This window comes from Variovorax sp. W1I1 (genome assembly GCF_030815625.1).
Taxonomy (GTDB): Bacteria; Pseudomonadota; Gammaproteobacteria; order Burkholderiales; family Burkholderiaceae_C; genus Variovorax; species Variovorax paradoxus_C.
This window is the reverse complement of the sequence record NZ_JAUSWZ010000001.1, coordinates 6,885,243-6,912,028: the sequence shown is the minus strand read 5'-3', so window position 1 is coordinate 6,912,028 and position 26,786 is coordinate 6,885,243. Positions and strand designations below refer to the sequence as shown.

The following is a 26,786-nucleotide window of genomic DNA, read 5'->3' as shown; positions in this document are numbered from 1 at the left end:
ATCCTGCTGAAAAGCAACTAATTGCTATAAAGCAATTGAAACAAAAGGTGTCAAGTGACGGCTAAAGAGTTTGATAACGAGGCGTTCTATGCAGCGCTCGAGCGGTCGGTGAAGGACCGGGGTGCGACGTGGAAGGCGTTGAGCCAAGACACGGGGGTGAGTCAGACCACCCTCACTCGCATGGGGCAGGGCCGCAAGCCCGATGCCGCAAGCCTTGCCACCCTTTCGGCTTGGGCAAGGATCAACCCTGCAGACTATGTAGGGGGAATAGAACAGACCAACGGCGAAAGCCCCAGTACGCTTGAGCAACTCGCGTTTGCTGTCAGGCGAGACACAGTCCTCACCGAGGCGGCCAAGCAACAGTTGATGACGATCTTGGAATCAACCTACCGAGCGCTGGCTACGCCTCCATCGACCGGCCCTGCTGGTTCTGATGTCAAGTAGGAACTAAAAGCACGATTGTTCGTCAACCATCGCTAAGTTGAATCGTTAAAGCGTTCGGCGCCCGAGCAGCTTGAGTGCCGCGTGTTCTGGCACTAGCACGGTGCACACGTATTTTCTACGTCACGCTTCGGCCGTTCTACGTCCTTTAACTGATTGCTAAAAATCAATAGCAATGCTAGTCTGACTTCTATCAGGGGCGGTTGATGAATAGCGACTATTCTTCGTATAATCGTCGGCTTTTCTTTTTGGAGGTTGAAATGCTGGTCTTGACGACGCTCAACCTCGTTGATTCGGCCAACAAAGCGGCTTGGGAACAAGTCTTCGACAAGAACAAGGCGGTCAACGAAGCTGCTGTCTCGGTTAAGTTGCCCGACGCGTTGCGGGCCCAGGTGCTTGACCATGGTGTTCGCGAGTTTTCCAATCAACTCAAACACATCCGTGCTGCGGAGCGGGCAGTGCCGGAAAGTCTTTTGCGTATGAAACTCCGGTGACTTGGTAACAAGTTAACCGGATAATGGCCTGGATGACCAGGCACAAGTGCGTATCTTTTCCTGACACGTTCCTAGAGTTCTGCTCATTTATTGAGCAATCAAAGTGCCTTCCCAAAGGGTACGTCAACTCCCCCTTCCATGGCCCCCTGACCCGCGTCTGGGAATGCATGAAGGAGCGCGGGGCGAAAAGCCTGCTTCTTCAGGATCGCGTGCGGGATCCAGATTTCTTTGCCGAACACCACGCTTACTATCTAAAGCAGCATCGGTACGTGAGTCCGCTGTGCGCGCGGATACATGCCTTTCGAACAGAGGTTTGCGAGGATGAGGATCCCTTGCGGCTGATTGATCTTGCCGAGCAAGAAGCTCATTCGTACATAGGATTCACCACTGTACGGCCACTCATAAGTGCACCAGTCGCGGCAACCATTCTTGAGGCCGACGCTTCGCACTATTCAGTACCTTGCAGTGATAAGTTTCCGGTTCACATCGCAGGTCAGACCTTTCATGTAATCGGAACGCCGTTCCTTCAGCAAGACAATTCGGTCGGTGCGTGCGCGCAGGCCAGTATGTGGATGGCGCTGCGTACCCAGCGCCGTCGCACAGGGAATTCGGCGTTCAACACAGCAGAGCTCACCCTGGCTGCGACACGGTACTTGATGGAGGATCGGGTCTTTCCTGGCCGAAATGGATTGACGGTAGGGCAAATGCTGCAGGCCATTCAATTTGCAGGGCACGATCCTTGTGTGGTGCCGATCCCCAGTCGCAGAAATGCAGACTGGCCAGCTTTCTCGAACTACTCTCCCGCTGATCTCGATCATGTGCGTGCTGCGATAGAGCCCTATGTCATTTCAGGCCTCCCTGTCATCTTGTGCATGATCCGGCCAGATGGGGAAGGTCATGCGGTGACTGCAATTGGAAGGCGTGTGGATGGACTCCCAGCAGCAACTGCCCCAAACGTCCTGATCTCGTCCGCATTGGGCATGGAAACACTCGTCGTTCACAACGACGGTCAGGGTCCATATGTAGAGCTTGCGCGCCGTGCTGTCGGTAGTGCGGATGGATGGGCACTCGATGACATCGCTTCAATCATCGTGCCCTTCCCCAATGGAGTGATTGCAACGGCAGCTGAGGCCAACGCGCTAGCGCACGACTGGTTTCGTCGGCTGCTAGAGCCCTTGGCCGCGGGCATGAAGGTGCCTCTAAACCTTCGCGATGGCATTGTCGTCAGGCAATTCCTGATGGAGCGTCATGCTTTTCGGCGACACATGCATAAGGATGACATGGGTGCAGAGACGCTCAAAAAGTTTGGTCGCACGATCGATCTGCCGACGTGGGTGTGGGTCGCGGAATTTCATCTGCAGCAAGAACTGGCGGACTCAAAGCCATCTCGTGTCGGGCTTTTCGTCATCGATGCCACCTCGGATGTCGAGACATCGCGCCCACTGGTCTCTCATCTGAATGGGGCGGTGTTCGATGAGACCCAATCGGGTCTGGGGTTCACTGTGACCGCCCAAACGGTGGAAGCGCTGCCGGTTGAGCCCAAGTTTTATATCTCATACGACGACCATCTCGCGCTCCCCATTTCCCCGCCGGCACACGTCTAGCTTTGGTCGATTGGGTGAGACGTTCGAGTTCAATGAGGCATGCGAGATTGCGGAACGTTTAGCCACGCCGCAGCGAGGGCGAGGGCCAGATAGCAGGCTCGAACTTGCACTGCAGCAGATTCGCATCGATCGATGCGCTAACACTGTGCTCCAGTTCCCGCAACGTGCGCGTCAACAGCTTCTTAGGCCATCGCCATGCTTCCTGACCACTTCGGCTACCAGCACATCTATTCGGGCCTCCGCAGCCATCTGATCAACGAAGGCGTGCAAGACACTAAAAAGATCACGGAAAGCATAAAGCGCTTCTTCTGCCAAGCTTACGATGCCGACTACGAGATCCTCTGCAGCGGCGGCATGCGTAGCGAGTACATGGTCGATGTGTTGGTGACGTCATTCAATCCGAAGGAGATTTTTCAGAAGAAGACTTTGAGTCTCCTTCCCACGGCCTTTCGGGCGCACTTGGCAGTCGAGTCGGAGTTGGGCGGCACCAGTGCTTCATCCGCCTACGGGGTAATGAAGAACGTCGGCGAAGACTTCGTGAAGCTCTTGCTCATCCAGGCCGATCGCCGAGTGATGATCATGACGTCTCTACCCTACGCGCACGAGACGGGGCAACACGTCGAACGGAGAATCGAGTCCCTGCGACAGCTTTACGAGCACTTCCCAGCCTTGGATTCGGGTGTGCTGGTGATGCACATCGAGGGCGGTCAGCCCAACTCGACGCAGGTCAAAGTCAGTATCGGAGAGGCCACGATCCGGGGCTTTCTGATCTCCGAAGACGGCAAGAGCGTTCACAACCTGTAAAGCAGCTGGTGGCTGCCAAGGGTTCAGTCGAAGTCCGAGAAAAATAAACTCAGGAGAGCATCGACAGTAGCCGTGGCCCCGCATGCAGTCTCTCCCGGGCGTAAGGAAGACGAGCGTCCATTGGATCGGCGCAACGCGTAGCTCAGCTCGCCGTCGAAGCCGTTGGACCCGCCATCCCGGCGCCGCTATTCGGGCTGGATCCCAGCCAGCAGAACGTCAAGGTAGAGCTCCAGGACGCGATTCGAACCTGTGGACCTCAATGGTCCCTTGATGGATTCGCATTGAGTGGCCGTCGATCTGGGATCGGTCGTACCTGTTCACGTTGCCTACAGCATGTGCCTCTCCGCGCGTAATGCGTTAGCTGCGAGGGCGTCATCGCTCGGGTTAAAGTGCGCGCTTTACATACTGCCGCAACTGCCCTTCGAGCGATGCGGACCAAGTCACATGTCCGACTCTCTGGTAGATATTGAAACGCTGACGCTGCGTTGCCGCGCAGAAAGGGCGCGCGAGTATGTTCAAGAGGCCATTACGTGTTACCGGGCAGGCGCGTACAGGTCTGCGATCGTGAACTCGTGGATTGCGGTGGTGTTCGACCTGATCGACAAAGTCCGTGAACTTGCTTTGTCTGGAGACGCAAACGCAACCGCCATCAACACGCAGTACGAAGCGTACCTCGCGCAGATCGAAGCGGGCAACGACCAGGGTGTCAAGAGCGCACTGGAGTTCGAACGAATGATCGTGGCAACCTGCAGGGATCGGCTGCAATTTTTCAATCATCAGCAAATTCGCGACCTGGACCGCCTTCGGGACGATCGGCATCAATGTGCGCATCCTTCCTTCCAACGTGCGGGCGAGCCGTACAGGCCGTCAGCGGAGCAAGCGAGATTGCACTTACGAAATGCCGTGGAGCATGTGCTTTCGCAACCACCAGTGCAAGGACGTTCAGCAATCGCAACATTGCAAGCCGATGTTGCGTCGGACTACTTTCCAAAAGATAGAGCGCGTGCGCTAATCCTGCTGCGCGGGAGCGCGCTGTTGAACGCCAATGACGCATTGATCCGTGGCTTCATCGACACCATCATCTTCGGCTACGCCACGCCCGGTAGTTCAGTGTATGGAAAGATGCAGATCGGGACGGCTCTGGATGCGCTGCTCGACCTTCATCGAGGTCGATCTGAGGCGCGAATCTCCGACAAGCTAAGTCGGCTCGTGCTCGACGTTGACGATCCGGCGCTGCCGGCGGTGGCCTTGCTGGTGGCGACAATGAACGAAGGAACAGCTCTCCTAAACGAGGTAGCGCGCATTCGGCTCGTTGAGTTTTTGAAGACGGCGCCGCTTGCAGATATGGAAAAAGCGATCGTTGGCCTAGCCAAGCAAGCCGACCTGGCCGCTGCAGCCCGCGAGAGGATTCTGGAACTCGATGCAACGGAGTTGGCACAGATTGTCGCCAGCGGCAGCCGTCTCGACGTAGTGAAAGAGCGGGCGCTGCAACTCCTAGCGGAAGCAGGGAACTTTAACAATGTGAACTTCCGCTTCTCGAAGTTGATATCGCCCATCTTCGCCTTGCTCGATCGCGCCGATGTGGAGCGGGTCGTCAGGATGCCAACCGAGACAGGCGCTGACCTCGTTGGCGCCATAGGGTATGGGACATTTGTCGAGCAGGTCAGATCCGCGTCCCTTTTACCAGTACCCGAGTTGGACGCATTGCTGCGAGAAAACAGGGCCGGCTACTTGGTGGCTGAGCCCGAGCCAGCACCCGAGACGTAGGGCCAGCGCGCAAAATCATTCAAGTGGCTGAGTCCGTCTTTGGTTGCCCGGGTGAACCCTTTTGTTCGGCGCTTTGACGTCACGTTTCCACTGGTCAAGCGGCGGTTCGCCTGTTGCGCTGAGCCCTCGGCGCCCATTGCCCATCAAGGAGAGCGCCTCATCTGCCAGTTCATCGGCAGTACCGCGCCCAGATAGTCGATCGGCCGCTGCAATCCGCCTGCCTACGCAGCGGGCGGCGCGGGATTGTTTTCCTCAAGAAATTCGACCAGCTGCGCATAACTGAAGCTGATGCCACCTGGGAGAAACGATTGCACAAGCTTTGAGAAGACCCGCTCAGCAGGATCGCCGCGCTGCTCAAGAAGCTTGCGATTGAACTCTGCCTGCTCAGGCGACGACGGGTTGGACTTGCGAACTGCGTCCTCAAGGTGCGCCTTTCTTGCTTCGTCGCCCACACCGCGTTTTTTCATGACACGCCCAAACTCCCTTGCAAAGACTTCCTCGGCAATAAAACATTTGAATGGCTTGCCGATGGAGGCCGTCCTGAAGGACTCTAGGAGGTTGCTCGTTTTCAGGAGCTCTGGATAGAACGCCTTGGCGACCTCTTCGATGTCAGTGTCATACACCGGGACAGTTGGAGCGATCAGATATTGGAACGGTGTGGCCGCTTCAAGCGAAATAGGTTTGATCGCCGCCATGCCCTCACACGCCCCAAAAAATACCCCGAGATTCCACTGACTCGCAGCATTCACCTGCCGCATCAACGGCGCGATCGTAGACCATTCAACAAACTCATCCTTTGCGCCGCGCTGAATACCAAAACCATCAGCGTTGCCATGTGCCTCGAAATGAAGAACAGGTCGCTCGCCACTATGGCAGTGCTTTTCCACGTCCTTGAGGATGTCCTGAACTTGACCAAGGTTCTCAACGAAGTGGTGACTAAGGCGTCGCAAATTGTTGGGAGGTGTTAGCTTGCTCAAGGCACCGTAGAGAGCCATGCCAGTTTGGGGGTCAGTAGGCGGCAAGGAGTCGATGATGACCACGCTGTTGAACTCCATGCGCGTCACAAAACTAAAGCTACTGCTCACTTGTCGTCTCCTGTGAAGTAAATATTCCGATTTTCGCGGAATGCAAACAGCTGCGGTTCACTTGCCAGTCGCAGGCGCAAAGGCCAGGCGACGCTATGGTGGCAACTCGTTCGATGACGACACTACTGCCCGTCGAAATGCTGCCGATCGTTCGCTCCTCCGGGAATATCGTGGACCGGTGCCGGCGGGCGATGCCATCCCTCCACCGCTCCTCGGGGCGCATGGACCGGCGCAGCGCATCTGCCGAGAAGGACGCGGCCTCCTCGACCGGTCGCCGCGGATCCCATATCTTTCCGCGGAAGATGCCGCCTAGGCCGGCAACCTTGTACCCGGCAAGCTCGACGATGCGCCCGTGCAGGTTGCGATCTGCGAGCTCCGATCCAAACAGGTTGTCGTAGTCCGGATCTGAGTCGGTATCGTGATTCCCGTGGATGAAATAAACCGCGGTGCGATCGAGGATCGGCGCCAGTTCGACCTGCAGAGGGCACGAAACTTCGATTCGCCAGACGCTGTCTGGCGAATCTGCCAAGAAGAAAGAATGAGTGCATCTGCCGCAAGTTCTGACAGCTGAACCTTCGACCGAATGCCCCATCAGGTCCAAGAAAGCCGCTCGATCAGTTGCTCGCCATAGCGCGCTCACCGCCTGCCTTTCTGCTCCGCCTGGACTATGCAGCGACCGACCTCCCAGTAGCTTGCCGTCATCAATGAATTGAAGCTCCGAGCAGCCGCCTACCTTACATCGAGCAACTCGACAATGCCCATAGACATCGGCATACCCGCTCGGCAAAAATCGCAGCGCTTGCCTTGGAAGAAGGAGCCGCCCCTCATGACTTGATGCCCTCCGATCGAGATTCGGCGAGGGTGTGCCATTGCAACGCGTCAACACTGCTCTCGGAATCGGACATCAAGACGGGCAACGCGCCGGCAAGAGTGCCAGCCTCCACACTCATCCCGCTCCCCCTTGCTGTCGCGAACCCCGTGCAAGAAGGCATCGCCAACGCCTTGTTCGCGGCCAGGTCATCGAGTAGATCCGCCCACAACTGGATCATCTTCCGCCGCTGATTCAGGAAAGTGGCGCGGTCATAGGCGCTACCCAGCTCCTCATCGGAGCCATGTGCCAGATGCCGCTCGATCACCTCACGATCGCATCCCAGGAGTTCACGAATCAGGGTCCGCGCCGTGGCACGGAACCCGTGGCCGGTAATCTGCTCCTTGGTGTCGTACCCCAACGTGCGCAGTGCGCTGTTGATGGTGTTATCGCTCATGTAGCGCGTCTTCTCGGAACGCTTCGACATGCTTCGGAAGATCGGCCCACTCGGACCGGTCAGAGGATGGATGTCACGCAGGATCTCCACCGCCTGCTTCGGCAGCGGCACGAGATGTGCTGGCGTGCGTACATCCCGCTTCTTCCACTCCCGCAACTTCATCTTCTCGGGCGGGCAACGCCACAGCGCCTGGTCAAGATCCACATCTTCCCAGTGCGCGAGCCGCAACTGACCTGGCCGCTGGAACAACAAGGGCGAGAGCTGCAGCGCCGCGCGTGTGATCACGTTGCCGTTGTAGGCACGCATGTCCCGAAGCAACTGGCCGAGCTTCTGCGGGTCCGTGATGGCTGCATAGTGGCGCGTGCGAGGTGGCGGCAGGCCAGCCGTACGGCTGTTCACGAAGTTCTTGGCCGGCTCCAGCGCGCCCACATCGACGGCGTACTGGAACACGTGCTGCACGGCCTCGCGAACGCGCTGCGCCGTCTCCAGATTGCCGCGCTCCTTGATGCGGTGAAGGCATCGGACAACCTCGGTCGGCAAGATGGCCTCCATGGCCAGCGCACCGATCCACGGGAAGATGTGCAATTCCAGGTGGCGCATCACCTTCTCGGCATAGCCGGCGGACCATGTGCGGTCTTTCCACGCCTGCGCGTGCCATGCACGGGCAGTCCGTTCAAAGGTATTGAGGCGCGCGACACGATGGCGCTCTTCCTCCACGCGCCGTGCCTCGCGGGGATCGACGCCTTCGGCGCGCTTCTCGGCCTCGGCACGCGCCTTCCTGCGCGCAGCCGCAAGCGTCACGACCGGGTAGTGCCCGATGCTGAGCTTGGCCTCCTTGCCATGCCTCTTGTAGCGATAGACCCACACCTTGCCGGTCGGGCGCACGCGAAGGTATAGACCGTCGCCGTCCGCCAGCAAATATTCCTTGTCCCGCGGCGCTGCCGCCTTGATCTGAAGCTCGTTGAGTTGCCCCATGGTGTACCCAAAATCGACTGCGATTGAAAAGCAGTCTGGGGTACACCGTGGGGTACGCGCAAGAACGGGACTTTGTGAGATTCGGTGATGCCGCTTGAGCCGCCTTTTTTGAGGCTAAGTCCTTGATGTACAAGGGCTTTTGAGCTGTCTTGGGATCTACCGAGAAAGAAAAATGGTGGCCTGGGGCGGAATCGAACCACCGACACGCGGATTTTCAATCCGCTGCTCTACCAACTGAGCTACCGGGCCTTTGTGTGCAGCCCTAAATTATACAGCGCTTCTGCGCCCTCTTGAAAGATCAACGCCCAATTGTTTGAGCTTGCGATAAAGATGGGTGCGCTCCAGGCCGGTTTTCTCGGCGACGCGGGTCATCGAACCGTTCTCCATCGCCAAGTGGAATTCGAAGTACGCCTTCTCGAAGCCATCGCGCGCATCGCGCAGCGGGCGGTCGAGGTCGAAGCTCTGGGTCGATTGCGGACCTGCATCCGGAACCGGCACCGAGGCCAGCGACGCCATCAGCATGCTGTCGCCCGTCGTGGTGATCGCTGCTGCCTGATGGCCGCCGACCGGCGCGGGCACCACGCCTGCTGCGGCGCGCCGTGCGCTCTCGCGTGCGAGCCCCTGCTCCACAGCCTTGAGCAGCTTCTGCAGCGTGATGGGTTTTTCGAGGAAGGCGAAGGCGCCGATGCGCGTCGCGTCGACCGCGGTGTCGATGGTGGCGTGGCCGCTCATCATGATGACGGGCATGCTCAGGAGGCCGGCGGTGGACCATTCCTTGAGCAGCGTGACGCCGTCGGTGTCGGGCATCCAGATGTCGAGCAATACGAGATCGGGCCGCGCGCGCTGACGTGCGGCGCGTGCCTCGGCCGCGTTCTCCGCGAGTTCCACGTTGTGGCCTTCGTCATTGAGAATTTCGAAGAGCAGGTCCCGGATGCCCAGCTCGTCATCGACCACGAGAATGTTTGCCATGAGTGCTGCTTGTTGTGTGCGCTGGTATGTGTTTGTCCGCTGGCCTGTCCAGCGCCCTCGCGCTGGATTTCGTGGCGCTCAGGCGGTGGAAGACTTCGAGTCTTCGGTGTGAGCGGCCGCTGCCCGCGGCTCGCCTGCCAGCGCGAATGATAGCGAGACTTGCGCCCCTGCCACAGCCCCGTCGACAACGCGGTTGGAAAGCTCGATGCGCGCACCATGCTCGTCGGCGATCTTCTTGACCACCGCGAGCCCCAAACCGGTACCTTTTGTTTTCGTCGTGACGTAGGGTTCGAACGCGCGCTTCAAGATGTTTTCTGCAAAGCCCGGGCCGCTGTCCTGCACCGTGAGGCGCACGCGCTGGCCCGAATCGCCCAGTCGGGTGCGGATGACGACCTCGCCCGCCCTGCCCGTGCTGCTGGCCGCGGCCTCGGCGGCGTCCTGCGCGTTCTGCAGCAGGTTGTGAATGACCTGGCGGATCTGCTGCTCGTCGCCGCGGATCGGCGGGCAGCGCACATCGAGCTCGGAGCGCAGCACGATCGGCAGGTTCTCGGCGTGATAGAGCTGCAGCACGTCGGCCAGCAGCGCATTCAGATCGACCGGCTTCAAATCGGCCGCGGGCAGCCGCGCGTAGTCGCGGAATTCGTTCACCAGCCGCTTCATCGCATCGACCTGGTCGACGATGGTCTTCACCGACTTCACCAGAATCGCCTGCTCCGGCGCCGCGACCTTGCCCGAGAGCTTCATCTCGAGCCGCTCGGCCGAAAGCTGGATCGGCGTGAGCGGGTTCTTGATCTCGTGCGCCAGGCGCCGCGCCACCTCGCCCCAGGCCTGCGCGCGCTGGGCCGACACGATCTCGGAGATGTCGTCGAACACCAAGAGCCGCGCGGCGCCGGGCAGCTCCGCGCCGCGCGCAACGATGTTGATCGCGCCGTCCTGCTGAGGCAGGTCCATGCCGGTGGCGTGCAGCTCGAAGGCGTGCTGCCAATGATCGAGGCCGTGCTGCATGCGCTCGACCAGGAAGTCGTCGAACTGCTGCTGCACCTTGGCGCCGAAGTCGGCCAGGCCGGGCACGTCGACCAGCGCCTGGCCTTCGTAGGCCGCGAGCGGCGCGCGCAGCACGCGGGTCGCGCCCGGGTTGGTCGAGAGCACGGTGCCCTTGGCGTCGAGCACGATCACGCCCGAGGTCAGGTTGTCCAGGATGGTCTGCAGGTTGGCGCGGGCCGCGTCGAGCTGGCCCATGGTCTTTTCGACTGCGCCGCGGGCGTCGGCCAGCTGCTGCGTCATGACGGCGAACGAGCGCGTGAGGCCGCCCAGTTCGTCCTTGCCCTGCAGCACGGCGGTGGGGCGCAGGTCGCCGGCCGCCACCTGCCGCACGCCGTCGGCCAACACGAGCAGCGGACGCGCGAGCTGATTGCCGAACAGCACGGCCAGCAGCACCGCGCCGAACACCGCGAGGAACAGGCTCAGCGTGAGCGTGCCGATGTACATGCGGCGCAGGCCCCCGCGCGCGAGCGCCCGCTCCTGGTATTCGCGATTGGCCTCCTGCACGTCGAGCGCGTTCTTGACCACGGCCGGCGGCAGCGGCCGCGTGACCTGCAGGTAGCGCGGCGCGGTGTCGAAATCGAAACCCGGCCGCTGCACCATGGCAAGCGCGCGCACGCTCGCGACGGGCTGGGTGGCGCCGGGCGCGGCGGTTTCGTCCAGCCCCTCGATGTGCGCGAGCGGGCGGTCGGGACGCACCTGGCGAAACTGCTGCGCGGTCGGCCGCTCTGGGTTGAGCTGGAAGCGCGAGGTGCCCGCGCCGGCGATGAGCTGGCCGGTCCCGGTCCACAGCACCACGTCGCTCGCCTCGAGCTGGTCGCGAATGCGCTCCAGCGCGAGGCCGGCGCTCGCATCGGACACCTGCGAGAGCTGGGCGCTGGCGGCGCGCGTCTTGGCCGCGAGGTCGTCGGAGAGCGAATCGAGCGTGGCGCGCCCGAGGTTCAGGCCGGCGTCGAGTGCGCCTTCGACCTTGACGTCGAACCAGCTCTCGATCGAGCGCTCGACGAACTGATACGACACGACGTACACCAGCGCCCCCGGCACCACGCCCACCAGCGCGAAGATCGCCGCCAGCTTGATCAGCAGCCGGCTGCCGAACTTGCCCTGGCGCAACCGCCGCGCCAACCGGAAGGCGACCCAGCCGATCACCAGCACCAGCAGCACCGCCACCACGACGTTGATGCCGAACAGGCGCACGTAGTAGCGCTCGTAGAGCTCCCGGTTGTTGGTGGCCTGGGCCAAGAGGAACATCAGCACCAAGCCGATGGCCGTGACCATGGCCGCGCCGACGCCCACGGCCCAGCGCATCGCGCGCGAGCGGCGTGCGGCGGGTGTGGCCGCTGCGCCGCTGCGCGGTTTGCTGCTCACCGCTGCTTCTCCAGCGCGAGACGCGCGGTGCGTTCGGTCGAGATGTTCCAGTCGGCCTGCCCGACCACGCCGATCTGGAACGGCCGCGGCAACTGCGAGGTGTCGAGGCGGAAGCGGAACGTCACCTGGTGCAGCGGGTCGTCGCCTATTTCGGCCGCGTCACCCATGCGCAGGCGGCCGATGCGCTTGATGGCTTCCAGCGCATCGCCCAGGCTGTCGAAATTCTGGTTCAGGGAGATGCCGAAACCGGCGGCACCGGTGATCGGCACCGGCGACACGTTGAGCCGCCAGCGGCGGGTCAGCGGCTGGTAGGCCAGCCGCATGTGGCGCGTGACCTGGGCGACCTTGCGGTCGGTCCAGTACCAGCGCTCCTGGTACATCTCGGCCTCGGCCACGAAATAGATGGCGATGCCCTTGTCGAGCACCTCCTCGACCAGCGACGGCAGCTCGAACTGCACGGCAGCGCTGAGATAGACGCCGTCGTCGGACTGCTCCAGCCGCATCTGGGTGATCGCCGCGCCCGGGCGGTTCTGGGCGGCCGCCGGGGCCGGCAGGAAGGTCAGCATCAGTGCCCAGGCCAGCAGGAACACGGCCAGCAGGACCGCTCGGCGCGGCCGAGCGGACTCAGCGTTTTTCAAGCAGGGCGTAGAAGAAGCCGTCGTGGTCACCTGAGGGATTGTCCGGGACGCCACGGACATTCCCCCCGCTTTGAGGCAGCAAATGGCCCGGGGACGGTTGCAATCGTGCGTCAGTGTTGTGTGCAAGGAACGCATCAATTTGTTGCGAGCCCTCTTCCCGGAAGACGGAACAGGTGCAGTAAAGGAGGCGGCCGCCGGGCCTTACAAGTGGCCAAAGCGCGGCAAGAAGCGCGGCTTGCTGGCCCGCCAACTGGGCGGTGTCGCTCTCACGGCGCAGCCATCGGACATCCGGATGACGGCGCACGATCCCCGAGGCGGTGCATGGGGCGTCGAGCAGGATGGCGTCGAAAGGCGTGCCATCCCACCAGTCGGCGGGACGCGCCGCGTCCGCCACCACCACCTTGGCCTGCAGGCCGAGGCGGGCCAGGGTCTCGTCGATCCGGCGGCTGCGGACAGGGTCGACCTCGAGGGCGATCACCTCGGCGGCGCCCGGGCCGGCCAGTTCGAGCAGGTGCGCCGTCTTGCCGCCCGGGGCGGCGCAGGCGTCGAGCACACGCAGCGGCGCGGCACCGCGCTTCGCCGGCAGCAGTCCTTCGAGCAACAGGGGCGCCGCCATCTGCGCGGCCGCGTCCTGAACCGAGCAAGCGCCGTCCGCAAAGCCGGGCAGCTGCTGCACCGGCCGCGCGCGCCCCAGCTGGAGGCCGCTGGCGCCGACGCGCGTGGCCGCAAGGCCCGCGGCCTCCAGCTCTGATAAATAAGCAGCGGCCGTGGACTTCAGGGCGTTGACGCGCAAAGTCATCGGCGCCTGGGCGTTGTTCGCATTCAATATCCGCTGCCAGTCACGGGGATGGTCGCGCTTGAGCTTCTCGATCCACCAGCGCGGATGGTTCCATTGCGCGACCGGTTCCTGGTCGGTGATGGCGACGAGTTCATCGCGCTCCCGAAGAAATCGGCGCAGGCACGCGTTGATGAAGCTCGCCTGCGCCCGGGTCGCCGGGTTGCGCTTGGCGGCCTCGACGGCTTGGTCGACCAGCGTGAAGGGCTCGTAGGGCGCACGTTCGGGGTCCCAGGCGAGGCCCAGCGCGGTGCAGAGCAAGGCGTCGGGCAGCGGCGGCGGCGTGCGCTTGGCCAGGTGGCGGCGCAGCGCCTCGGCGCGGCCGAGCCAGCGCAGCACCTGGAAGCCGAGCGCCTGCACGCCGGGCCGCAGCGCGGGTTCGACGGCCTCGAACGCGACGGAGCCCGAGGTGCCGGCGCGGATCGACGCCAGCGCCCCTGCCGTCAATTGCAGTTGGCGCCACAGCGGTGGCTGCAGCGAGGGCGCTGCGTTGCCGGGGGAATCGGAAGGTAGTTCGGACAAGTTGGGGCGGATGGTAAAGGGCGGGCCAAAGGCACTACGCCATGCAATGTAAAAAAGGAAACGACGGCCTTTCAGCCTCTCAGCGCAGGGGTGCGGCCGGACGCAGACGCACGGCCCATGCCACCAGCAGCGCAGGGAACTGGACGATCGCCTCGTTGTAGTTCCTCACCGCCAGGTTGAACTGGCTGCGTGCGATTTCCGCGGCTGCCGAGGGTTCGGGCCAGGCGATCGGCTCGGCTGCGTTCGGCGTGGCGACGGCGACAGCGCCAGGCTGCGCCGACACGGGCCGCGACAGCGTCCCGTCGGCATCGAAGACCGTCACCGCATCCGGATGCTGGCGCTGCCAGGCGGAAATCAGCACCTGCAGTGCCGTGCCCAGCGCGGCCATGCCGCCGGCATCGAGCGGATGAAGCCGCGTTGCGCCCAGCAAGGTGGCCAGCTGGGTGGTGGCCGCCTGCAGCGGCGCGATCGACGACAGGAGCTCCTGCGATGGCGGGTCCTGTTGCGGTGCGGCGCTGATGCTGGCCTGGACGAAATCGAGCTGCCTGCCCAAAGCCGCATCGAGCGTCGCATAGGACTGCAGCACGGCCGCGCGCAGGCGCACCAGCCGGTTGTAGGCGCCGACAAACCAGAACAACAGCACCGCAATGACGATCCAGCTGGCCAGCGATTCGGGCAACACGCTCATCGGAAACGACACCTCATCATCATCAGGAAAGCACAAAGAAAAACGCCCCCCAACCGGAGGCGGTCGGGGGGCGTGGGGTACCGGTCATGGCCGGTGATGCTAGCCGCTTATTCGGTCGCGGCGCCTTCGCTGGCGTCGGCCGTGCTCGTCGCATCGCTCGAGGAACCCGCCAGTTCGGCAGCTTCCGATTCGGCGATGGCGCGGCGCTCGGCGTCGTCCATCGCATCCTTGGCCCGGCGAGCCTGGTGGTAAGCCATGCCGGTGCCTGCGGGAATCAGGCGGCCGACGATGACGTTTTCCTTCAGGCCGCGCAGCTCGTCGCGCTTGCCCATGATCGCGGCTTCGGTCAGCACGCGCGTCGTTTCCTGGAACGAAGCAGCCGAGATGAACGAGTCGGTCGACAGCGATGCCTTCGTGATACCCAGCAGCAGGTTCGTGAACGTCGCGGGGATCTTGCCTTCGGCGCGCAGGGCGTCGTTGGTGTTGAGCATTTCGCTGCGTTCGACCTGTTCGCCGGAGATGTAGCCGGTCTCGCCGATGTTGTCGACCACGACGCGACGCAGCATCTGGCGAACGATCACCTCGATGTGCTTGTCGTTGATCTTCACACCCTGCAAGCGGTACACGTCCTGCACTTCGTCCACGATGTAGCGCGCCAGTTCTTCCGAACCCAGCAGGCGCAGGATGTCCTGCGGGTCCGCCGGACCGTCGACCACCGACTCGCCCTTGTTCACCACCTGGCCTTCGTGCACCAGGATGTTCTTTTCCTTCGGCACGAGGTCTTCGTAGACGCCGCCTTCGGGATCGGTGATCTGCAGGCGAATCTTGCCCTTCGTTTCCTTACCGAACGACACGGTACCGGTCATTTCGGCCAGCATGCCCTTGTCCTTCGGCGAGCGCGCTTCGAACAGCTCGGCAACACGCGGCAGACCGCCGGTGATGTCGCGGGTCTTCTGGCCTTCGACCGGAATACGCGCCAGCACTTCGCCGGGGCCCACGTCCTGGCCGTCGCGGATCTGCACCAGCGAGCCGATCGGGAAGCCGATCGTCACCGAGTGGTCGGTGCCCGGGATCTTCACTTCGGCGCCGGAGGCGTCGATGAGCTTCACCTGCGGGCGCACGACCTTGGCAGCGCCGCGGCGCTTCGGATCGATCACGACCAGGGTCGACAGGCCAGTCACTTCGTCCACCTGCTTGGCGACCGTGAGGCCTTCCTCGACGTTCTCGAACTGCGTCTTGCCGGCGAACTCGGTAATGATCGGGCGCGTCAGCGGATCCCAGTTGGCGAGCACGTGGCCGGCCTTGATCTGCTGGTCGGCCTTGACGGCCAGGGTCGCGCCGTACGGCACCTTGTGGCGCTCGCGCTCACGGCCGTGCTCGTCATGAATGACGATCTCGCCCGAACGCGAAATCACGACCAATTCGCCCTTGCTGTTGGTCACGTAGCGCATCGTGGCGTTGAAGCCGATCGAACCGTTCGACTTGGCTTCCACGCTCGAAGCGATGGCCGCACGCGATGCCGCACCACCGATGTGGAACGTACGCATCGTCAGCTGCGTGCCGGGTTCGCCGATCGACTGCGCCGCGATCACACCGACGGCTTCGCCGATGTTGATCAGGCCGCCGCGACCCAGGTCGCGGCCATAGCAGGTCGCGCAGATGCCGAAGCGGGTTTCGCAGGTCAGCGCGGTGCGGACCTTGACTTCGTCGACGCCCTGGGCTTCCAGGACTTCGATGTTGTCTTCGTCGAACATCTCGCCGGCCTTCAGCAGCACCGAACGGTTTTCCGGGTGCAGCACGTCGTCCGCAGCCGAGCGGCCGAGGATTCGGTCGCGCAGCGACTCGATCACTTCACCGCCTTCGACGATCGCGCGCATCAGGTAGCCGCCGTGCGTGCCGCAGTCCTGCTCGGTCACGACCAAGTCTTGCGTCACGTCGACCAGACGACGGGTCAGGTAACCCGAGTTCGCCGTCTTCAGCGCCGTGTCGGCCAGACCCTTACGGGCACCGTGGGTGGAGATGAAGTACTCCAGCACGTTCAGGCCTTCGCGGAAGTTCGCGGTAATGGGCGTCTCGATGATCGAGCCGTCCGGCTTGGCCATCAGGCCACGCATGCCGGCCACCTGGCGAATCTGCGCTGCGGAACCGCGGGCGCCGGAGTCGGCCATCATGTAGATGGAGTTGAACGACTCCTGCTCGACTTCCTTGCCGTGGCGGTCGATGACCTTCTGCTTGGACAGCTTGGCCATCATGACCTTCGACACTTCGTCGCCGGCCTTGCCCCAGATGTCCACCACCTTGTTGTAGCGCTCGCCGGAGGTCACGAGACCGGAGACGTACTGCTGTTCGATCTCCTTCACTTCCTTGGCGGAGCGCTCGATGATGCCGTGCTTCTCGGCGGGCACCAGCATGTCGTCGATCGCGATCGAGATACCGGCCTTGGTCGCCAGGCGGAAGCCGTTCTGCAGCAGCTTGTCGGCGAACACGACGGTCTCTTTCAGGCCGCACTTGCGGAACGAGACGTTGATGAGCTTGGAGATTTCCTTCTTCTTCAGCGCCTTGTTGATGTTCGAGAACGGCAGGCCCTTCGGCAGGATCTCGGACAGCAGGGCGCGGCCCACGGTGGTGTCCACGAGCGAGGTCGACGGCGTGAAGACGCCGGTTTCCTTGTCCTTGGTGTATTCCGTGATACGCACTGCCACCTTGGCGGTGAGTTCGACTTCGTTGGCGTCCAGCGCGCGCTGCACTTCACCGATGTCGGAGAAGATCAGGCCCTCGCCCTTGCCGTTGATGCGGTCGCGGGTCGTGTAGTACAGACCCAGCACCACGTCCTGCGAAGGAACGATCGACGGTTCGCCCGAAGCCGGGAACAGCACGTTGTTGGAGGCCAGCATCAGCGTGCGGGCTTCCATCTGCGCTTCCACCGACAGCGGCACGTGAACGGCCATCTGGTCGCCGTCGAAGTCGGCGTTGAAGGCGGCGCAAACCAGCGGGTGCAGCTGGATCGCCTTGCCTTCGATCAGGATCGGCTCGAACGCCTGGATGCCCAAACGGTGCAGCGTAGGCGCACGGTTCAGCATGACCGGGTGTTCCTTGATCACTTCTTCCAGGATGTCCCAGACCACCGGCGTGCCCGATTCGACTTCCTTCTTGGCAGCCTTGATCGTCGTCGCGATGCCCATGGCTTCCAGGCGCGAGAAGATGAAGGGCTTGAACAGCTCGAGCGCCATCAGCTTGGGCAGGCCGCACTGGTGCAGCTTGAGCGTCGGGCCCACCACGATGACCGAACGGCCCGAGTAGTCCACGCGCTTGCCCAGCAAGTTCTGGCGGAAACGACCGCTCTTGCCCTTGATCATGTCGGCCAGCGACTTGAGTGCGCGCTTGTTCGCGCCCGTCATGGCCTTGCCGCGACGGCCGTTGTCCAGCAGCGAGTCGACAGCCTCCTGCAGCATCCGCTTTTCGTTGCGCGCGATGATTTCCGGAGCCTTGAGCTCCAGGAGGCGGCGCAGACGCGAATTGCGGTTGATGACGCGGCGGTACAGGTCGTTCAGGTCGGAGGTCGCGAAGCGGCCGCCGTCCAGCGGCACCAGCGGACGCAGGTCCGGCGGCAGCACGGGCAGCACTTCGAGCACCATCCACTGGGGCTTGATGCCCGACTTGCGGAAGGCTTCCAGCACCTTCAGGCGCTTGGAGTTCTTCTTGACCTTGACTTCGGAGCCGGTCAGGTCACCGCGGAGGCGCTCGATCTCGCTGTCGAGTTCGATGCCTTCGAGCAGATCCCTGATGCCTTCGGCGCCCATCTTGGCAACGAATTCATCGCCGAATTCCTTGCGCTTGGCATCGTAGTCGTCCTCGGACATGATGCCGAACTTCTTCAGCGGGGTCATGCCGGGATCGGTGATCACATAGGCTTCGAAGTACAGCACGCGTTCGATGTCGCGCAGTGTCATGTCGAGCACGAGGCCCAGACGCGACGGCAGCGACTTCAGGAACCAGATGTGGGCGCAGGGCGCGGCCAGGTCGATGTGACCCATGCGCTCGCGACGCACCTTGGTCTGCGTGACTTCAACGCCGCACTTCTCGCAGATCACGCCGCGGTGCTTCAGGCGCTTGTACTTGCCGCACAGGCACTCGTAGTCCTTGATGGGGCCGAAGATCTTGGCGCAGAAGAGACCGTCGCGCTCGGGCTTGAACGTGCGGTAGTTGATCGTCTCTGGCTTCTTCACTTCACCGAAAGACCACGAACGGATCTTCTCGGGCGAAGCCATGCCGATCTTGATGGCATCGAAATGCTCATCGGGCGTGAATTGCTTGAACAGGTCGAGTAGCGATTTCATAAGACTCTTTCCCTTTTCAACTTAAGAACGCTCGAGCTCGATGTCGAGCCCCAGCGAACGAATTTCCTTGACCAGCACGTTGAACGATTCCGGCATGCCGGCTTCGATCGAGTGCTCGCCCTTGACGATGCTTTCGTACACCTTGGTACGGCCTTGCACGTCGTCGGACTTCACGGTCAGCATTTCCTGCAGGACGTAGGCGGCGCCGTAAGCTTCCAGCGCCCACACTTCCATTTCCCCGAAACGCTGGCCGCCGAACTGCGCCTTGCCGCCCAGCGGTTGCTGCGTGACGAGCGAGTACGGGCCGGTCGAGCGGGCGTGCATCTTGTCGTCCACCAAGTGGTGCAGCTTCAAGAAGTGCATGTAGCCCACGGTGACGGGACGCTCGAACTGGTCGCCGGAGCGGCCGTCGTATAGGTAGGCCTGCGTGCGCGTATCGGTCAGGCCCTTGAGCTTGGCGATGTCGTCCGGGTAGGCGAGCTTCAGCATGCCGCGGATTTCTTCTTCCGAGGCGCCGTCGAACACCGGCGTGGCGAAGGTCGCGCCGCTTTGCAGGTTGGCCGCCATGGCGAGCACGTCGGTATCGCTGAGCTGGGAGAGGTCTTCCGGACGGCCCGAGCCGTTGTACAGCTGCTCCATGAACTTGCGCACTTCGGCCACCTTGGCCTCTTGCTGCAGCATGTCGCCGATGCGTTGGCCGATGCCCTTGCCGGCCCAGCCCAGATGCACTTCGAGCACCTGGCCCACGTTCATCCGCGAAGGCACGCCCAGCGGGTTCAGGCAGATGTCACACGGCGTGCCGTCGGCCATGTGGGGCATGTCTTCGACCGGAACGATCTTGGACACCACACCCTTGTTGCCGTGGCGGCCGGCCATCTTGTCGCCGGGTTGCAGGCGGCGCTTGACGGCCAGGTAGACCTTGACCATCTTGAGCACGCCCGCGGGCAGCTCGTCGCCCTGCGTGAGCTTCTTGCGCTTTTCTTCGAACGCGAGGTCGAAGCTGTGGCGCGTTTGCTCCAGCGAGTTCTTGATCGATTCGAGCTGCGTCGCCACTTCGTCTTCCGCCGGGCGGATGTCGAACCAGTGGAACTTCTCGACCGACGACAGGTAGGCCTTGTCGAGCTTGGTGCCCTTGGCCAGCTTGTTCGGGCCGCCATTGGCGACCTTGCCGGTCAGGAGCTTCTCGATACGGTCGAACGCGTCGGCTTCGACGATGCGAAGCTGGTCGTTCAAATCAAGGCGGAAGCGCTTGAGCTCGTCGTCGATGATCTGCTGGGCGCGCTTGTCGCGCGTGATGCCTTCGCGGGTGAACACCTGCACGTCGATCACAGTGCCTTGCGAGCCCTGATCCACACGCAGCGAGGTGTCCTTCACGTCGGAAGCCTTCTCGCCGAAGATGGCGCGAAGCAGCTTCTCTTCCGGCGTCAGCGTGGTCTCGCCCTTCGGCGTGACCTTGCCCACCAGCGTGTCGCCCGGCTGCACTTCGGCGCCGACATAAATGATGCCGGATTCGTCGAGGCGGTTGAGCTGCTGCTCTGCCAGGTTCGGGATGTCGCGCGTGATTTCTTCCGCGCCCAGCTTCGTGTCGCGAGCCATCACCACCAGTTCCTCGATGTGGATCGAGGTGTAGCGGTCTTCGGCGACGACGCGTTCGGAGATCAGGATCGAGTCTTCGAAGTTGTAGCCGTTCCAGGGCATGAACGCGATCAGCATGTTCTGGCCGAGGGCCAGTTCGCCGAGGTCGGTCGATGCGCCGTCGGCGATCACGTCGCCCTTGGCGATCTTGTCGCCGCGCTTGACGATCGGACGCTGGTGGATGTTGGTGTTCTGGTTCGAACGCTGATACTTGATCAGGTTGTAGATGTCCACACCGACTTCACCGGCTGCCGCTTCGGCGTCGTTCACGCGCACCACCACGCGGGTCGCATCGACGTAGTCGACGATACCGCCGCGCGAAGCCGTGACCACGGTGCCCGAGTCGACCGCGGAAACGCGCTCGATACCGGTACCGACCATCGGCTTTTCGGGGCGCAGCACGGGCACGGCCTGACGCTGCATGTTGGCGCCCATCAGCGCGCGGTTCGCATCGTCGTGCTCCAGGAACGGCACGAGCGAGGCAGCCACCGACACGATCTGCGCGGGCGACACGTCCATGTACTGGATGCGCTCGGCACCGACCAGGATCGATTCGCCGGCTTCACGTGCCGAAACCAGGTCGCCGGTCAGCACGCCGTCCTTGTCCAGGGCCGCATTGGCCTGGGCGATGACGTACTTGCCTTCTTCGATGGCCGACAGGTAGTCGATCTCGTTGGTGACCTTGCTGTCGACCACGCGGCGGTACGGCGTCTCGATGAAACCGTATTCGTTCAGGCGGGCGTACAGGGCCAGCGAGTTGATCAGGCCGATGTTCGGGCCTTCGGGTGTTTCGATCGGGCAGACGCGGCCGTAATGGGTCACGTGCACGTCGCGCACTTCGAAGCCTGCACGTTCACGCGTCAGACCACCCGGGCCAAGGGCCGACACGCGGCGCTTGTGGGTGATTTCGGACAGCGGGTTCGTCTGGTCCATGAACTGCGACAGCTGCGACGCGCCGAAGAATTCCTTCAGCGCGGCCGAGATCGGCTTGCTGTTGATCAGGTCGTGCGGCATCAGCGGCTCTTGCTCGGCCTGGCCCAGACGTTCCTTCACGGCCTTCTCGATACGTGCCAGGCCGGTGCGGTACTGGTTCTCGGCGAGTTCGCCGACGCAACGCACGCGGCGGTTGCCCAGGTGGTCGATGTCGTCGACTTCGCCGTTGCCGTTGCGCAGGTCAACGAGGATCTTGACCACGGCCAGGATGTCTTCGTTGGTCAGCACCATCGGGCCGGTGGATTCGTCGCGGCCGACCTTGGCGTTGAACTTCATGCGACCCACGCGCGACAGGTCGTACGTGTCCGGGTTGTAGAACAGGCGCTGGAAGAGAGCCTGCACCGCGTCTTCCGTCGGCGGCTCGCCGGGGCGCATCATGCGGTAGATGGCCACGCGGGCTGCGAACTCGTCGACCGTTTCGTCGATGCGCAGGGTCTGCGAGATGTACGCGCCCTGGTCCAGTTCGTTCGTGTAGATGACCTGAATGTCCTGCACGCCGGCCGTGCGCAGCTTCTTGAGCAGCGCTTCGGTCAGTTCGTCGTTGGCCTTGGCCAGGATTTCACCCGAATCGGCGTCCACGATGTTGCGGGCGATGACGCGGCCGACCAGGAAGTCTTCCGGCACGCTGATGTGCGTGGTGTTCGACTGCTCCAGTTCACGCGTGTGGCGCGCGGTGACGCGCTTGTCCTTGGCGACCACGACCTTGCCCGACTTGTCGGTGATGTCGAAGCGCGCGACTTCGCCGCGCAGGCGCTCGGAGACGAACTCCATCTGGGCGCCGCTGTCCATCAGGCGGAAGTTGTCGTTCACGAAGAAGTTCGCGAGGATCGATTCCGGGTTCAGGCCGATGGCCTTCAGCAGGATCGTGACCGGCATCTTGCGGCGACGGTCCACGCGGAAGTACAGCATGTCCTTCGGGTCGAACTCGAAGTCGAGCCACGAGCCGCGGTAAGGAATCACGCGGGCCGAGAACAGGAGCTTGCCCGAGCTGTGCGTCTTGCCCTTGTCGTGTTCGAAGAACACGCCGGGCGAACGGTGCAGCTGCGACACGATCACGCGCTCGGTGCCGTTGATGATGAACGAACCCTTTTCGGTCATGAGCGGCACTTCGCCCATGTAGACCTCTTGTTCCTTCACTTCCTTGACCACCTTGGACTGCGACGTCGACGACTCGCGGTCATAGATGATGAGCTGGACCTTGGCGCGCACGGCCGAGGCGAAAGTCAGACCGCGGGTCTGGCACTCACGCACGTCGAAAGCCGGCTTCGCGAGGTTGTACTCGAGGAACTTCATCTCGACAAAACCGTTGTGCGAGACGATCGGGAACGCGGCGTCGAACGCGGCCTGCAGGCCTTCGACGGTGCGTTGTTTGGGGGCGATGCCGGCTTGCAGGAACGCGGTGTACGCGTCTTTCTGCATCTGCAGCAGGTAGGGGATTTCGACGACGCTGTCGCGGTTACCGAAACTTTTTCGGATGCGCTTGCGTTCGGTGTAACTGTACGCGGACGATTGGGCCATGAGAGCTCCGGAGCTTGAGATCTTCAGCGACTTGTCAGCAATGCCGGGACGAACGGCACCACTGCTTGGCGGCTGGCCACTACCAGCCGTTGGCGGACAGCGATGCGTTGCACATCGCCCGAACCAAGGGGTCTTCTGCAGTCGGGGTCAGAAGACACTCAAAAATCGTCTTGATCTGGCTTTTCCGTCAACCTTGGCGGTCTCCGGGAAAGCTGGCATCAAGCCGGCTTTTGGGTGCGCTCTGAAAGCGGCAAAGGCTGGAGGGCCTTTTCAGGCGCCTCCAGCCCTCTAGGGGGTCTGAATTACTTCAGTTCCACCTTGGCGCCGGCTTCTTCCAGCTTCTTCTTGGCGGCTTCAGCGTCAGCCTTGGACAGGGCTTCCTTGACAGCCTTGGGAGCGGCTTCCACCAGGTCCTTGGCTTCCTTGAGGCCCAGGCCGGTGATTTCGCGCACGGCCTTGATGACCGACACCTTGTTCGCGCCGACATCGGCCAGCACGACGTTGAATTCGGTCTGCTCTTCCACTGCAGCAGCAGCGGCACCACCACCAGCGCCGGCCGGAGCGGCCATTGCTGCGGCGCTCACGCCGAACTTCTCTTCGATGGCCTTGACCAGGTCGTTGAGTTCCAGGACCGTCATGCTGTCGAGCGCGGTCAGAAATGCGTCTTTATCGAATGCCATTTTTGTTTCCTAACAATTGGGTTGAATACTTCAAACGCAAGGCTTAAGCAGCCTGCGCTTCTGCCGGTGCTTCGGCGACGGGTGCAGCTTCGCCTTCGCCACGCTTCGCAGCCAGCGCCGCGAGAACGCGTGCCGTGCGGGAAACGGGGGATTGCATCAAGCCCAGCAATTGGGACAGCAGCACTTCCTTGGAAGGGATGCTGGCCAGTTGCTTCACGCCGTTGACGTCCAGGGCCTTGCCGCCAAACGCGCCACCGCGAATCACCAACTTGTCGTTGGTCTTCGCGAAGTCGGCCACCACCTTGGCGGCGGCCACTGCGTCTTCGGAAAAGCCGTAGATCAGCGGACCGGTCATCTGGTCACCGACGACTTCGAATGCGCTACCAGCGACAGCACGGCGTGCCAGCGTGTTCTTCAACACGCTGAGGGTCACACCCTTGCTGCGAGCTTCGCTGCGCAGTTTGGTCATATCGGCAACCGTGATGCCACGGTATTCCGCCATCACGAGCGTTTGAGCTTTAGCGGCGAGGCTGGTCACATCACTGATGACCGCTTCTTTCTCACTGCGATTCAGACTCAAGGTCTACTCCTTTTAATGCGACCTTCGGCCGGGGCCTCGGATCGCGCTTCATGCAGCGACCAACTGTTCGGAACAAAAATCAAATTCCTCGCAGCGGGATCGCCATCTGCGCTGGGTACCGGAAGGATCGATCCGGCCATTAAGTGCAGCGCCCTGCACACCAGCGGTCTTGGATGGCTCACGGCAACCGAAGCTGCCGCGACCCACCACATTCGCCCTGCTCCTTTCGGAGCCGGGCCAATCTCTTTAGCTCGCCGAGATGGTTTGCGTGTCCACGCGGACACCCAGACCCATGGTCGACGACACAGCCACCTTGCGCAGGTACACGCCCTTGCTGGTCGCCGGCTTGGCCTTGACCAGAGCATCGATCAGCGCGGCGAGGTTGCCCTGCAGCTTGTCGTTGTCGAACGAACGACGGCCGATCGTGCCGTGCACGATGCCGGCCTTGTCGACGCGGAACTGAACCTGACCAGCCTTGGCGTTCTTCACTGCCGTGGCGACGTCAGGGGTCACGGTGCCAACCTTGGGGTTGGGCATCAGGCCGCGCGGGCCGAGGATCTGGCCGAGCGTACCGACGACGCGCATGGCATCGGGGGCAGCGATCACGACGTCGAAAGGCATGTCGCCAGCCTTGACCATCGCAGCGAGGTCGTCCATGCCGACGATGTCGGCGCCGGCGGCCTTGGCTTCTTCAGCCTTGGCGCCTTGGGCGAACACAGCCACGCGCTTGGTCTTGCCGGTGCCGTTGGGCAGCACGACGGCGCCACGAACGACCTGGTCCGACTTCTTCGCGTCGATGCCCAGTTGCACGGCCACGTCGATCGATTCGTCGAACTTGGCGGTGGCGGCGTCCTTGACGATGACGATCGCGTCAGCCAGCGGGTACAGCTTGTTGCTGTCGACCTTGCCTTCGAGCGCTTTTTGCTTCTTGGTGATCTTGGACATTTACACGCCCTCCACATTCACGCCCATCGAGCGGGCAGTACCGGCGATGGTGCGAACCGCGGCGTCCATGTCGGCGGCCGTCAGGTCCTTCATCTTGGTCTTGGCGATTTCTTCGAGCTGAGCGCGCGTAATCTTGCCGACCTTGTCCAGGTGCGGGCGAGCCGAACCCTTGTCCAGCTTGATCGCCTTCTTGATCAGCACGCCGGCGGGCGGCGACTTGATGATGAAGGTGAAGCTCTTGTCGGCGAACGCGGTGATGACCACCGGCAGCGCCAGACCCGGCTCGTAGCTCTGCGTTTGCGCATTGAACGCCTTGCAGAACTCCATGATGTTCAAACCACGTTGGCCCAGTGCGGGACCGATCGGTGGTGATGGGTTGGCCTTACCAGCTGGCACTTGCAGCTTGACGAAGCCGACGATTTTTTTCGCCATTTTTTGCTCCTTGCGGGTGATATCGCCTTGGCTTTCGCCGCGGCTCCCCGGGGTTTAACGACTCTTCTGCTCAAGGCCGCGCGCCGAGTCGGATAACGCGCAGCCGGAAATGGTTCAGGCCAATTAACCTGAGATTGGCCCGAGGCTCAGGTCTTCTCGACCTGGCTGAATTCGAGTTCGACGGGCGTGGAGCGGCCGAAAATCATGACCGACACGCTGACCTTGCTCTTCTCGTAATTGACGTCTTCCACCGTGCCATTGAAGTCGGTGAACGGGCCTTCCTTGACGCGCACGAATTCGCCGACGGTGAACTCGACCTTGTGGCGCGGCTTCTCGGTGCCCTGCTGCATCTGGCTGACGATGTCCTCGACCTCTTTCTGCGAGATCGGAGCAGGACGGTTCTTGGCGCCGCCCACGAAACCGGTCACCTTGTTGGTGTGCTTCACCAGGTGCCAGCTCTCGTCGTCCATGATCATTTCGACCAGCACGTAGCCTGGGAAGAAGCGGCGCTCGGTGGTGCGCTTCTGGCCGTTCTTGATCTCGACCACTTCTTCGGTCGGGACCAGGATGCGGCCGAACTTGTCTTGCATGCCGGCGCGGTTGATGCGCTCGGTGATGTTGCGCTCGACGGCCTTCTCCATGCCCGAATAGGCATGCACCACGTACCAACGCAGATCGGGGTTGGCGGCGGGAGCCAGCACGGAGGTGTTTTCTTCCTCGGGCGCGCTCGGCGTGGTTTCAACTGCGTCGTCGGTCATTTATTTTCTCCAGCCCAGAATGAGGTCGAAAAACACCCATTCGAGCGTCTTGTCGGTGAGCCAGAGGAAGACGGACATGATCGCCACGAAGGCGAACACATAGGCCGTCATCTGCATCGCTTCCTTGCGGGTCGGCCAGACGACCTTCTTGACCTCGCGCCACGAGTCGCGGCCGAAGGCCCACAACTGACGGCCATTCTCCGAACTGCCGAACGCGCCCACGGCTGCAGCCAGGCCGACCAGCAGCGCAGCCCATTGCACCAGCGAGCCTTGGCGCGACAGCAGGTAGAACGCCACGATGGCGCCCACTGCCAGCACCACGGCCGCGGCCAATTTGGCCTTGTCGGCGCCCGTGCTCACGGTTTCGATTTGAGAAGTGGCCATGTTCGGCTGATTTCCTGTGGTCTTTCGA

General features: G+C 62.4%; 21 protein-coding genes, 1 tRNA gene and 1 pseudogene. 5 read left to right on the top strand and 18 right to left on the bottom strand.

The features are described 5' to 3' along the window. Positions 1-54 precede the first annotated feature (54 nt). The 5 genes from QFZ83_RS32110 to QFZ83_RS32090 all read left to right on the top strand — a co-directional run bounded on the left by QFZ83_RS32110 (position 55) and on the right by QFZ83_RS32090 (position 5,110). On the top strand, positions 55-444 hold the full coding sequence (locus tag QFZ83_RS32110; RefSeq protein WP_307512430.1) for a helix-turn-helix transcriptional regulator: 390 nt from the start codon (positions 55-57) through the stop codon (positions 442-444). 203 nt (positions 445-647) lie between these two features. Continuing rightward, entirely contained in the window at positions 648-935 is a 288-nt protein-coding gene (locus tag QFZ83_RS32105; RefSeq protein WP_307512429.1) for a hypothetical protein, read from the top strand. A gap of 32 nt (positions 936-967) precedes the next feature. Then, the gene (locus tag QFZ83_RS32100) at positions 968-2,539 is read left to right on the top strand and encodes a hypothetical protein (RefSeq protein WP_307512428.1); all 1,572 of its coding nucleotides are present in this window, start codon (positions 968-970) and stop codon (positions 2,537-2,539) included. A 195-nt stretch (positions 2,540-2,734) separates the two neighbouring features. After that, positions 2,735-3,343: a hypothetical protein gene (locus tag QFZ83_RS32095; protein WP_307512426.1), complete on the top strand. Its 609-nt coding sequence runs from the start codon at positions 2,735-2,737 to the stop codon at positions 3,341-3,343. 444 nt (positions 3,344-3,787) lie between these two features. Next, positions 3,788-5,110 carry a hypothetical protein gene (locus QFZ83_RS32090; RefSeq protein ID WP_307512425.1) on the top strand — a complete coding sequence of 441 codons (1,323 nt, stop codon included), beginning with the start codon at positions 3,788-3,790 and terminating at the stop codon, positions 5,108-5,110. 221 nt (positions 5,111-5,331) lie between these two features. Here QFZ83_RS32090 and QFZ83_RS32085 read toward each other — a convergent pair whose 3' ends face one another. From QFZ83_RS32085 to secE, 18 genes and pseudogenes are all read right to left on the bottom strand, one after another. Then, complete coding sequence (locus tag QFZ83_RS32085) at positions 5,332-6,195, bottom strand: hypothetical protein (protein ID WP_307512423.1); 864 nt, start codon at positions 6,193-6,195, stop codon at positions 5,332-5,334. Then, positions 6,185-6,724 (bottom strand): hypothetical protein, encoded by a 540-nt coding sequence (locus tag QFZ83_RS32080; protein WP_307512421.1) that lies wholly within the window; start codon positions 6,722-6,724, stop codon positions 6,185-6,187. The genes QFZ83_RS32085 and QFZ83_RS32080 overlap by 11 nt, the downstream gene beginning before the upstream one ends. Positions 6,725-6,728: 4 nt before the next feature. Beyond that, a pseudogene (locus QFZ83_RS32815) lies at positions 6,729-6,982 on the bottom strand (DUF1016 N-terminal domain-containing protein); the annotation flags it as partial. Positions 6,983-7,019: 37 nt separating this feature from the next. Beyond that, on the bottom strand, positions 7,020-8,435 hold the full coding sequence (locus QFZ83_RS32070) for an integrase arm-type DNA-binding domain-containing protein (RefSeq protein WP_307512419.1): 1,416 nt from the start codon (positions 8,433-8,435) through the stop codon (positions 7,020-7,022). Positions 8,436-8,608: 173 nt separating this feature from the next. Continuing rightward, positions 8,609-8,684, bottom strand: a tRNA-Phe gene (locus QFZ83_RS32065). Between the two features lie 18 nt (positions 8,685-8,702). Then, a complete protein-coding gene (locus tag QFZ83_RS32060) occupies positions 8,703-9,404 on the bottom strand; it encodes a response regulator (RefSeq protein WP_013539115.1) in 702 nt (233 codons plus the stop codon). Between the two features lie 78 nt (positions 9,405-9,482). Further along, complete coding sequence (locus QFZ83_RS32055; protein ID WP_307512418.1) at positions 9,483-11,813, bottom strand: ATP-binding protein; 2,331 nt, start codon at positions 11,811-11,813, stop codon at positions 9,483-9,485. Then, positions 11,810-12,451 carry a DUF4390 domain-containing protein gene (locus QFZ83_RS32050; RefSeq protein WP_373424183.1) on the bottom strand — a complete coding sequence of 214 codons (642 nt, stop codon included), beginning with the start codon at positions 12,449-12,451 and terminating at the stop codon, positions 11,810-11,812. The genes QFZ83_RS32055 and QFZ83_RS32050 overlap by 4 nt, the downstream gene beginning before the upstream one ends. Continuing rightward, on the bottom strand, positions 12,438-13,763 hold the full coding sequence (gene rsmB, locus QFZ83_RS32045) for a 16S rRNA (cytosine(967)-C(5))-methyltransferase RsmB (protein ID WP_307512853.1): 1,326 nt from the start codon (positions 13,761-13,763) through the stop codon (positions 12,438-12,440). The genes QFZ83_RS32050 and rsmB overlap by 14 nt, the downstream gene beginning before the upstream one ends. A gap of 124 nt (positions 13,764-13,887) precedes the next feature. Next, positions 13,888-14,496, bottom strand: a complete 609-nt coding sequence (locus QFZ83_RS32040; RefSeq protein WP_307512417.1) for a lema family protein — start codon at positions 14,494-14,496, stop codon at positions 13,888-13,890. A gap of 107 nt (positions 14,497-14,603) precedes the next feature. After that, positions 14,604-18,833, bottom strand: a complete 4,230-nt coding sequence (rpoC, locus tag QFZ83_RS32035; protein WP_013539110.1) for a DNA-directed RNA polymerase subunit beta' — start codon at positions 18,831-18,833, stop codon at positions 14,604-14,606. A gap of 21 nt (positions 18,834-18,854) precedes the next feature. Next, positions 18,855-22,979, bottom strand: a complete 4,125-nt coding sequence (gene rpoB / locus QFZ83_RS32030; RefSeq protein ID WP_307512416.1) for a DNA-directed RNA polymerase subunit beta — start codon at positions 22,977-22,979, stop codon at positions 18,855-18,857. Between the two features lie 302 nt (positions 22,980-23,281). Beyond that, positions 23,282-23,659: a 50S ribosomal protein L7/L12 gene (gene rplL, locus QFZ83_RS32025; protein WP_013539108.1), complete on the bottom strand. Its 378-nt coding sequence runs from the start codon at positions 23,657-23,659 to the stop codon at positions 23,282-23,284. 43 nt (positions 23,660-23,702) lie between these two features. Beyond that, on the bottom strand, positions 23,703-24,239 hold the full coding sequence (gene rplJ, locus QFZ83_RS32020) for a 50S ribosomal protein L10 (protein WP_013539107.1): 537 nt from the start codon (positions 24,237-24,239) through the stop codon (positions 23,703-23,705). Between the two features lie 246 nt (positions 24,240-24,485). Continuing rightward, complete coding sequence (rplA, locus tag QFZ83_RS32015; RefSeq protein WP_013539106.1) at positions 24,486-25,184, bottom strand: 50S ribosomal protein L1; 699 nt, start codon at positions 25,182-25,184, stop codon at positions 24,486-24,488. Then, positions 25,185-25,616, bottom strand: a complete 432-nt coding sequence (rplK, locus tag QFZ83_RS32010) for a 50S ribosomal protein L11 (protein WP_013539105.1) — start codon at positions 25,614-25,616, stop codon at positions 25,185-25,187. Positions 25,617-25,762: 146 nt separating this feature from the next. Continuing rightward, the gene (gene nusG, locus QFZ83_RS32005) at positions 25,763-26,374 is read right to left on the bottom strand and encodes a transcription termination/antitermination protein NusG (RefSeq protein ID WP_176659878.1); all 612 of its coding nucleotides are present in this window, start codon (positions 26,372-26,374) and stop codon (positions 25,763-25,765) included. Continuing rightward, on the bottom strand, positions 26,375-26,758 hold the full coding sequence (gene secE, locus QFZ83_RS32000; RefSeq protein ID WP_007831049.1) for a preprotein translocase subunit SecE: 384 nt from the start codon (positions 26,756-26,758) through the stop codon (positions 26,375-26,377). Positions 26,759-26,786: the final 28 nt, after the last annotated feature.

Excerpts from the sequence above, each read along its gene's own strand:
- QFZ83_RS32105 (WP_307512429.1), top strand. The coding sequence starts at position 648 with ATGAATAGCGACTATTCTTCGTATAATCGTCGGCTTTTCTTTTTGGAG.
- QFZ83_RS32100 (WP_307512428.1), top strand. The coding sequence starts at position 968 with ATGACCAGGCACAAGTGCGTATCTTTTCCTGACACGTTCCTAGAGTTC.
- QFZ83_RS32095 (WP_307512426.1), top strand. The coding sequence starts at position 2,735 with ATGCTTCCTGACCACTTCGGCTACCAGCACATCTATTCGGGCCTCCGC.
- QFZ83_RS32090 (WP_307512425.1), top strand. The coding sequence starts at position 3,788 with ATGTCCGACTCTCTGGTAGATATTGAAACGCTGACGCTGCGTTGCCGC.
- QFZ83_RS32070 (WP_307512419.1), bottom strand. The coding sequence starts at position 8,435 with ATGGGGCAACTCAACGAGCTTCAGATCAAGGCGGCAGCGCCGCGGGAC.
- QFZ83_RS32060 (WP_013539115.1), bottom strand. The coding sequence starts at position 9,404 with ATGGCAAACATTCTCGTGGTCGATGACGAGCTGGGCATCCGGGACCTG.
- QFZ83_RS32040 (WP_307512417.1), bottom strand. The coding sequence starts at position 14,496 with ATGAGCGTGTTGCCCGAATCGCTGGCCAGCTGGATCGTCATTGCGGTG.
- rpoC (WP_013539110.1), bottom strand. The coding sequence starts at position 18,833 with ATGAAATCGCTACTCGACCTGTTCAAGCAATTCACGCCCGATGAGCAT.
- rpoB (WP_307512416.1), bottom strand. The coding sequence starts at position 22,979 with ATGGCCCAATCGTCCGCGTACAGTTACACCGAACGCAAGCGCATCCGA.
- rplL (WP_013539108.1), bottom strand. The coding sequence starts at position 23,659 with ATGGCATTCGATAAAGACGCATTTCTGACCGCGCTCGACAGCATGACG.
- rplA (WP_013539106.1), bottom strand. The coding sequence starts at position 25,184 with ATGTCCAAGATCACCAAGAAGCAAAAAGCGCTCGAAGGCAAGGTCGAC.
- rplK (WP_013539105.1), bottom strand. The coding sequence starts at position 25,616 with ATGGCGAAAAAAATCGTCGGCTTCGTCAAGCTGCAAGTGCCAGCTGGT.
- nusG (WP_176659878.1), bottom strand. The coding sequence starts at position 26,374 with ATGACCGACGACGCAGTTGAAACCACGCCGAGCGCGCCCGAGGAAGAA.
- secE (WP_007831049.1), bottom strand. The coding sequence starts at position 26,758 with ATGGCCACTTCTCAAATCGAAACCGTGAGCACGGGCGCCGACAAGGCC.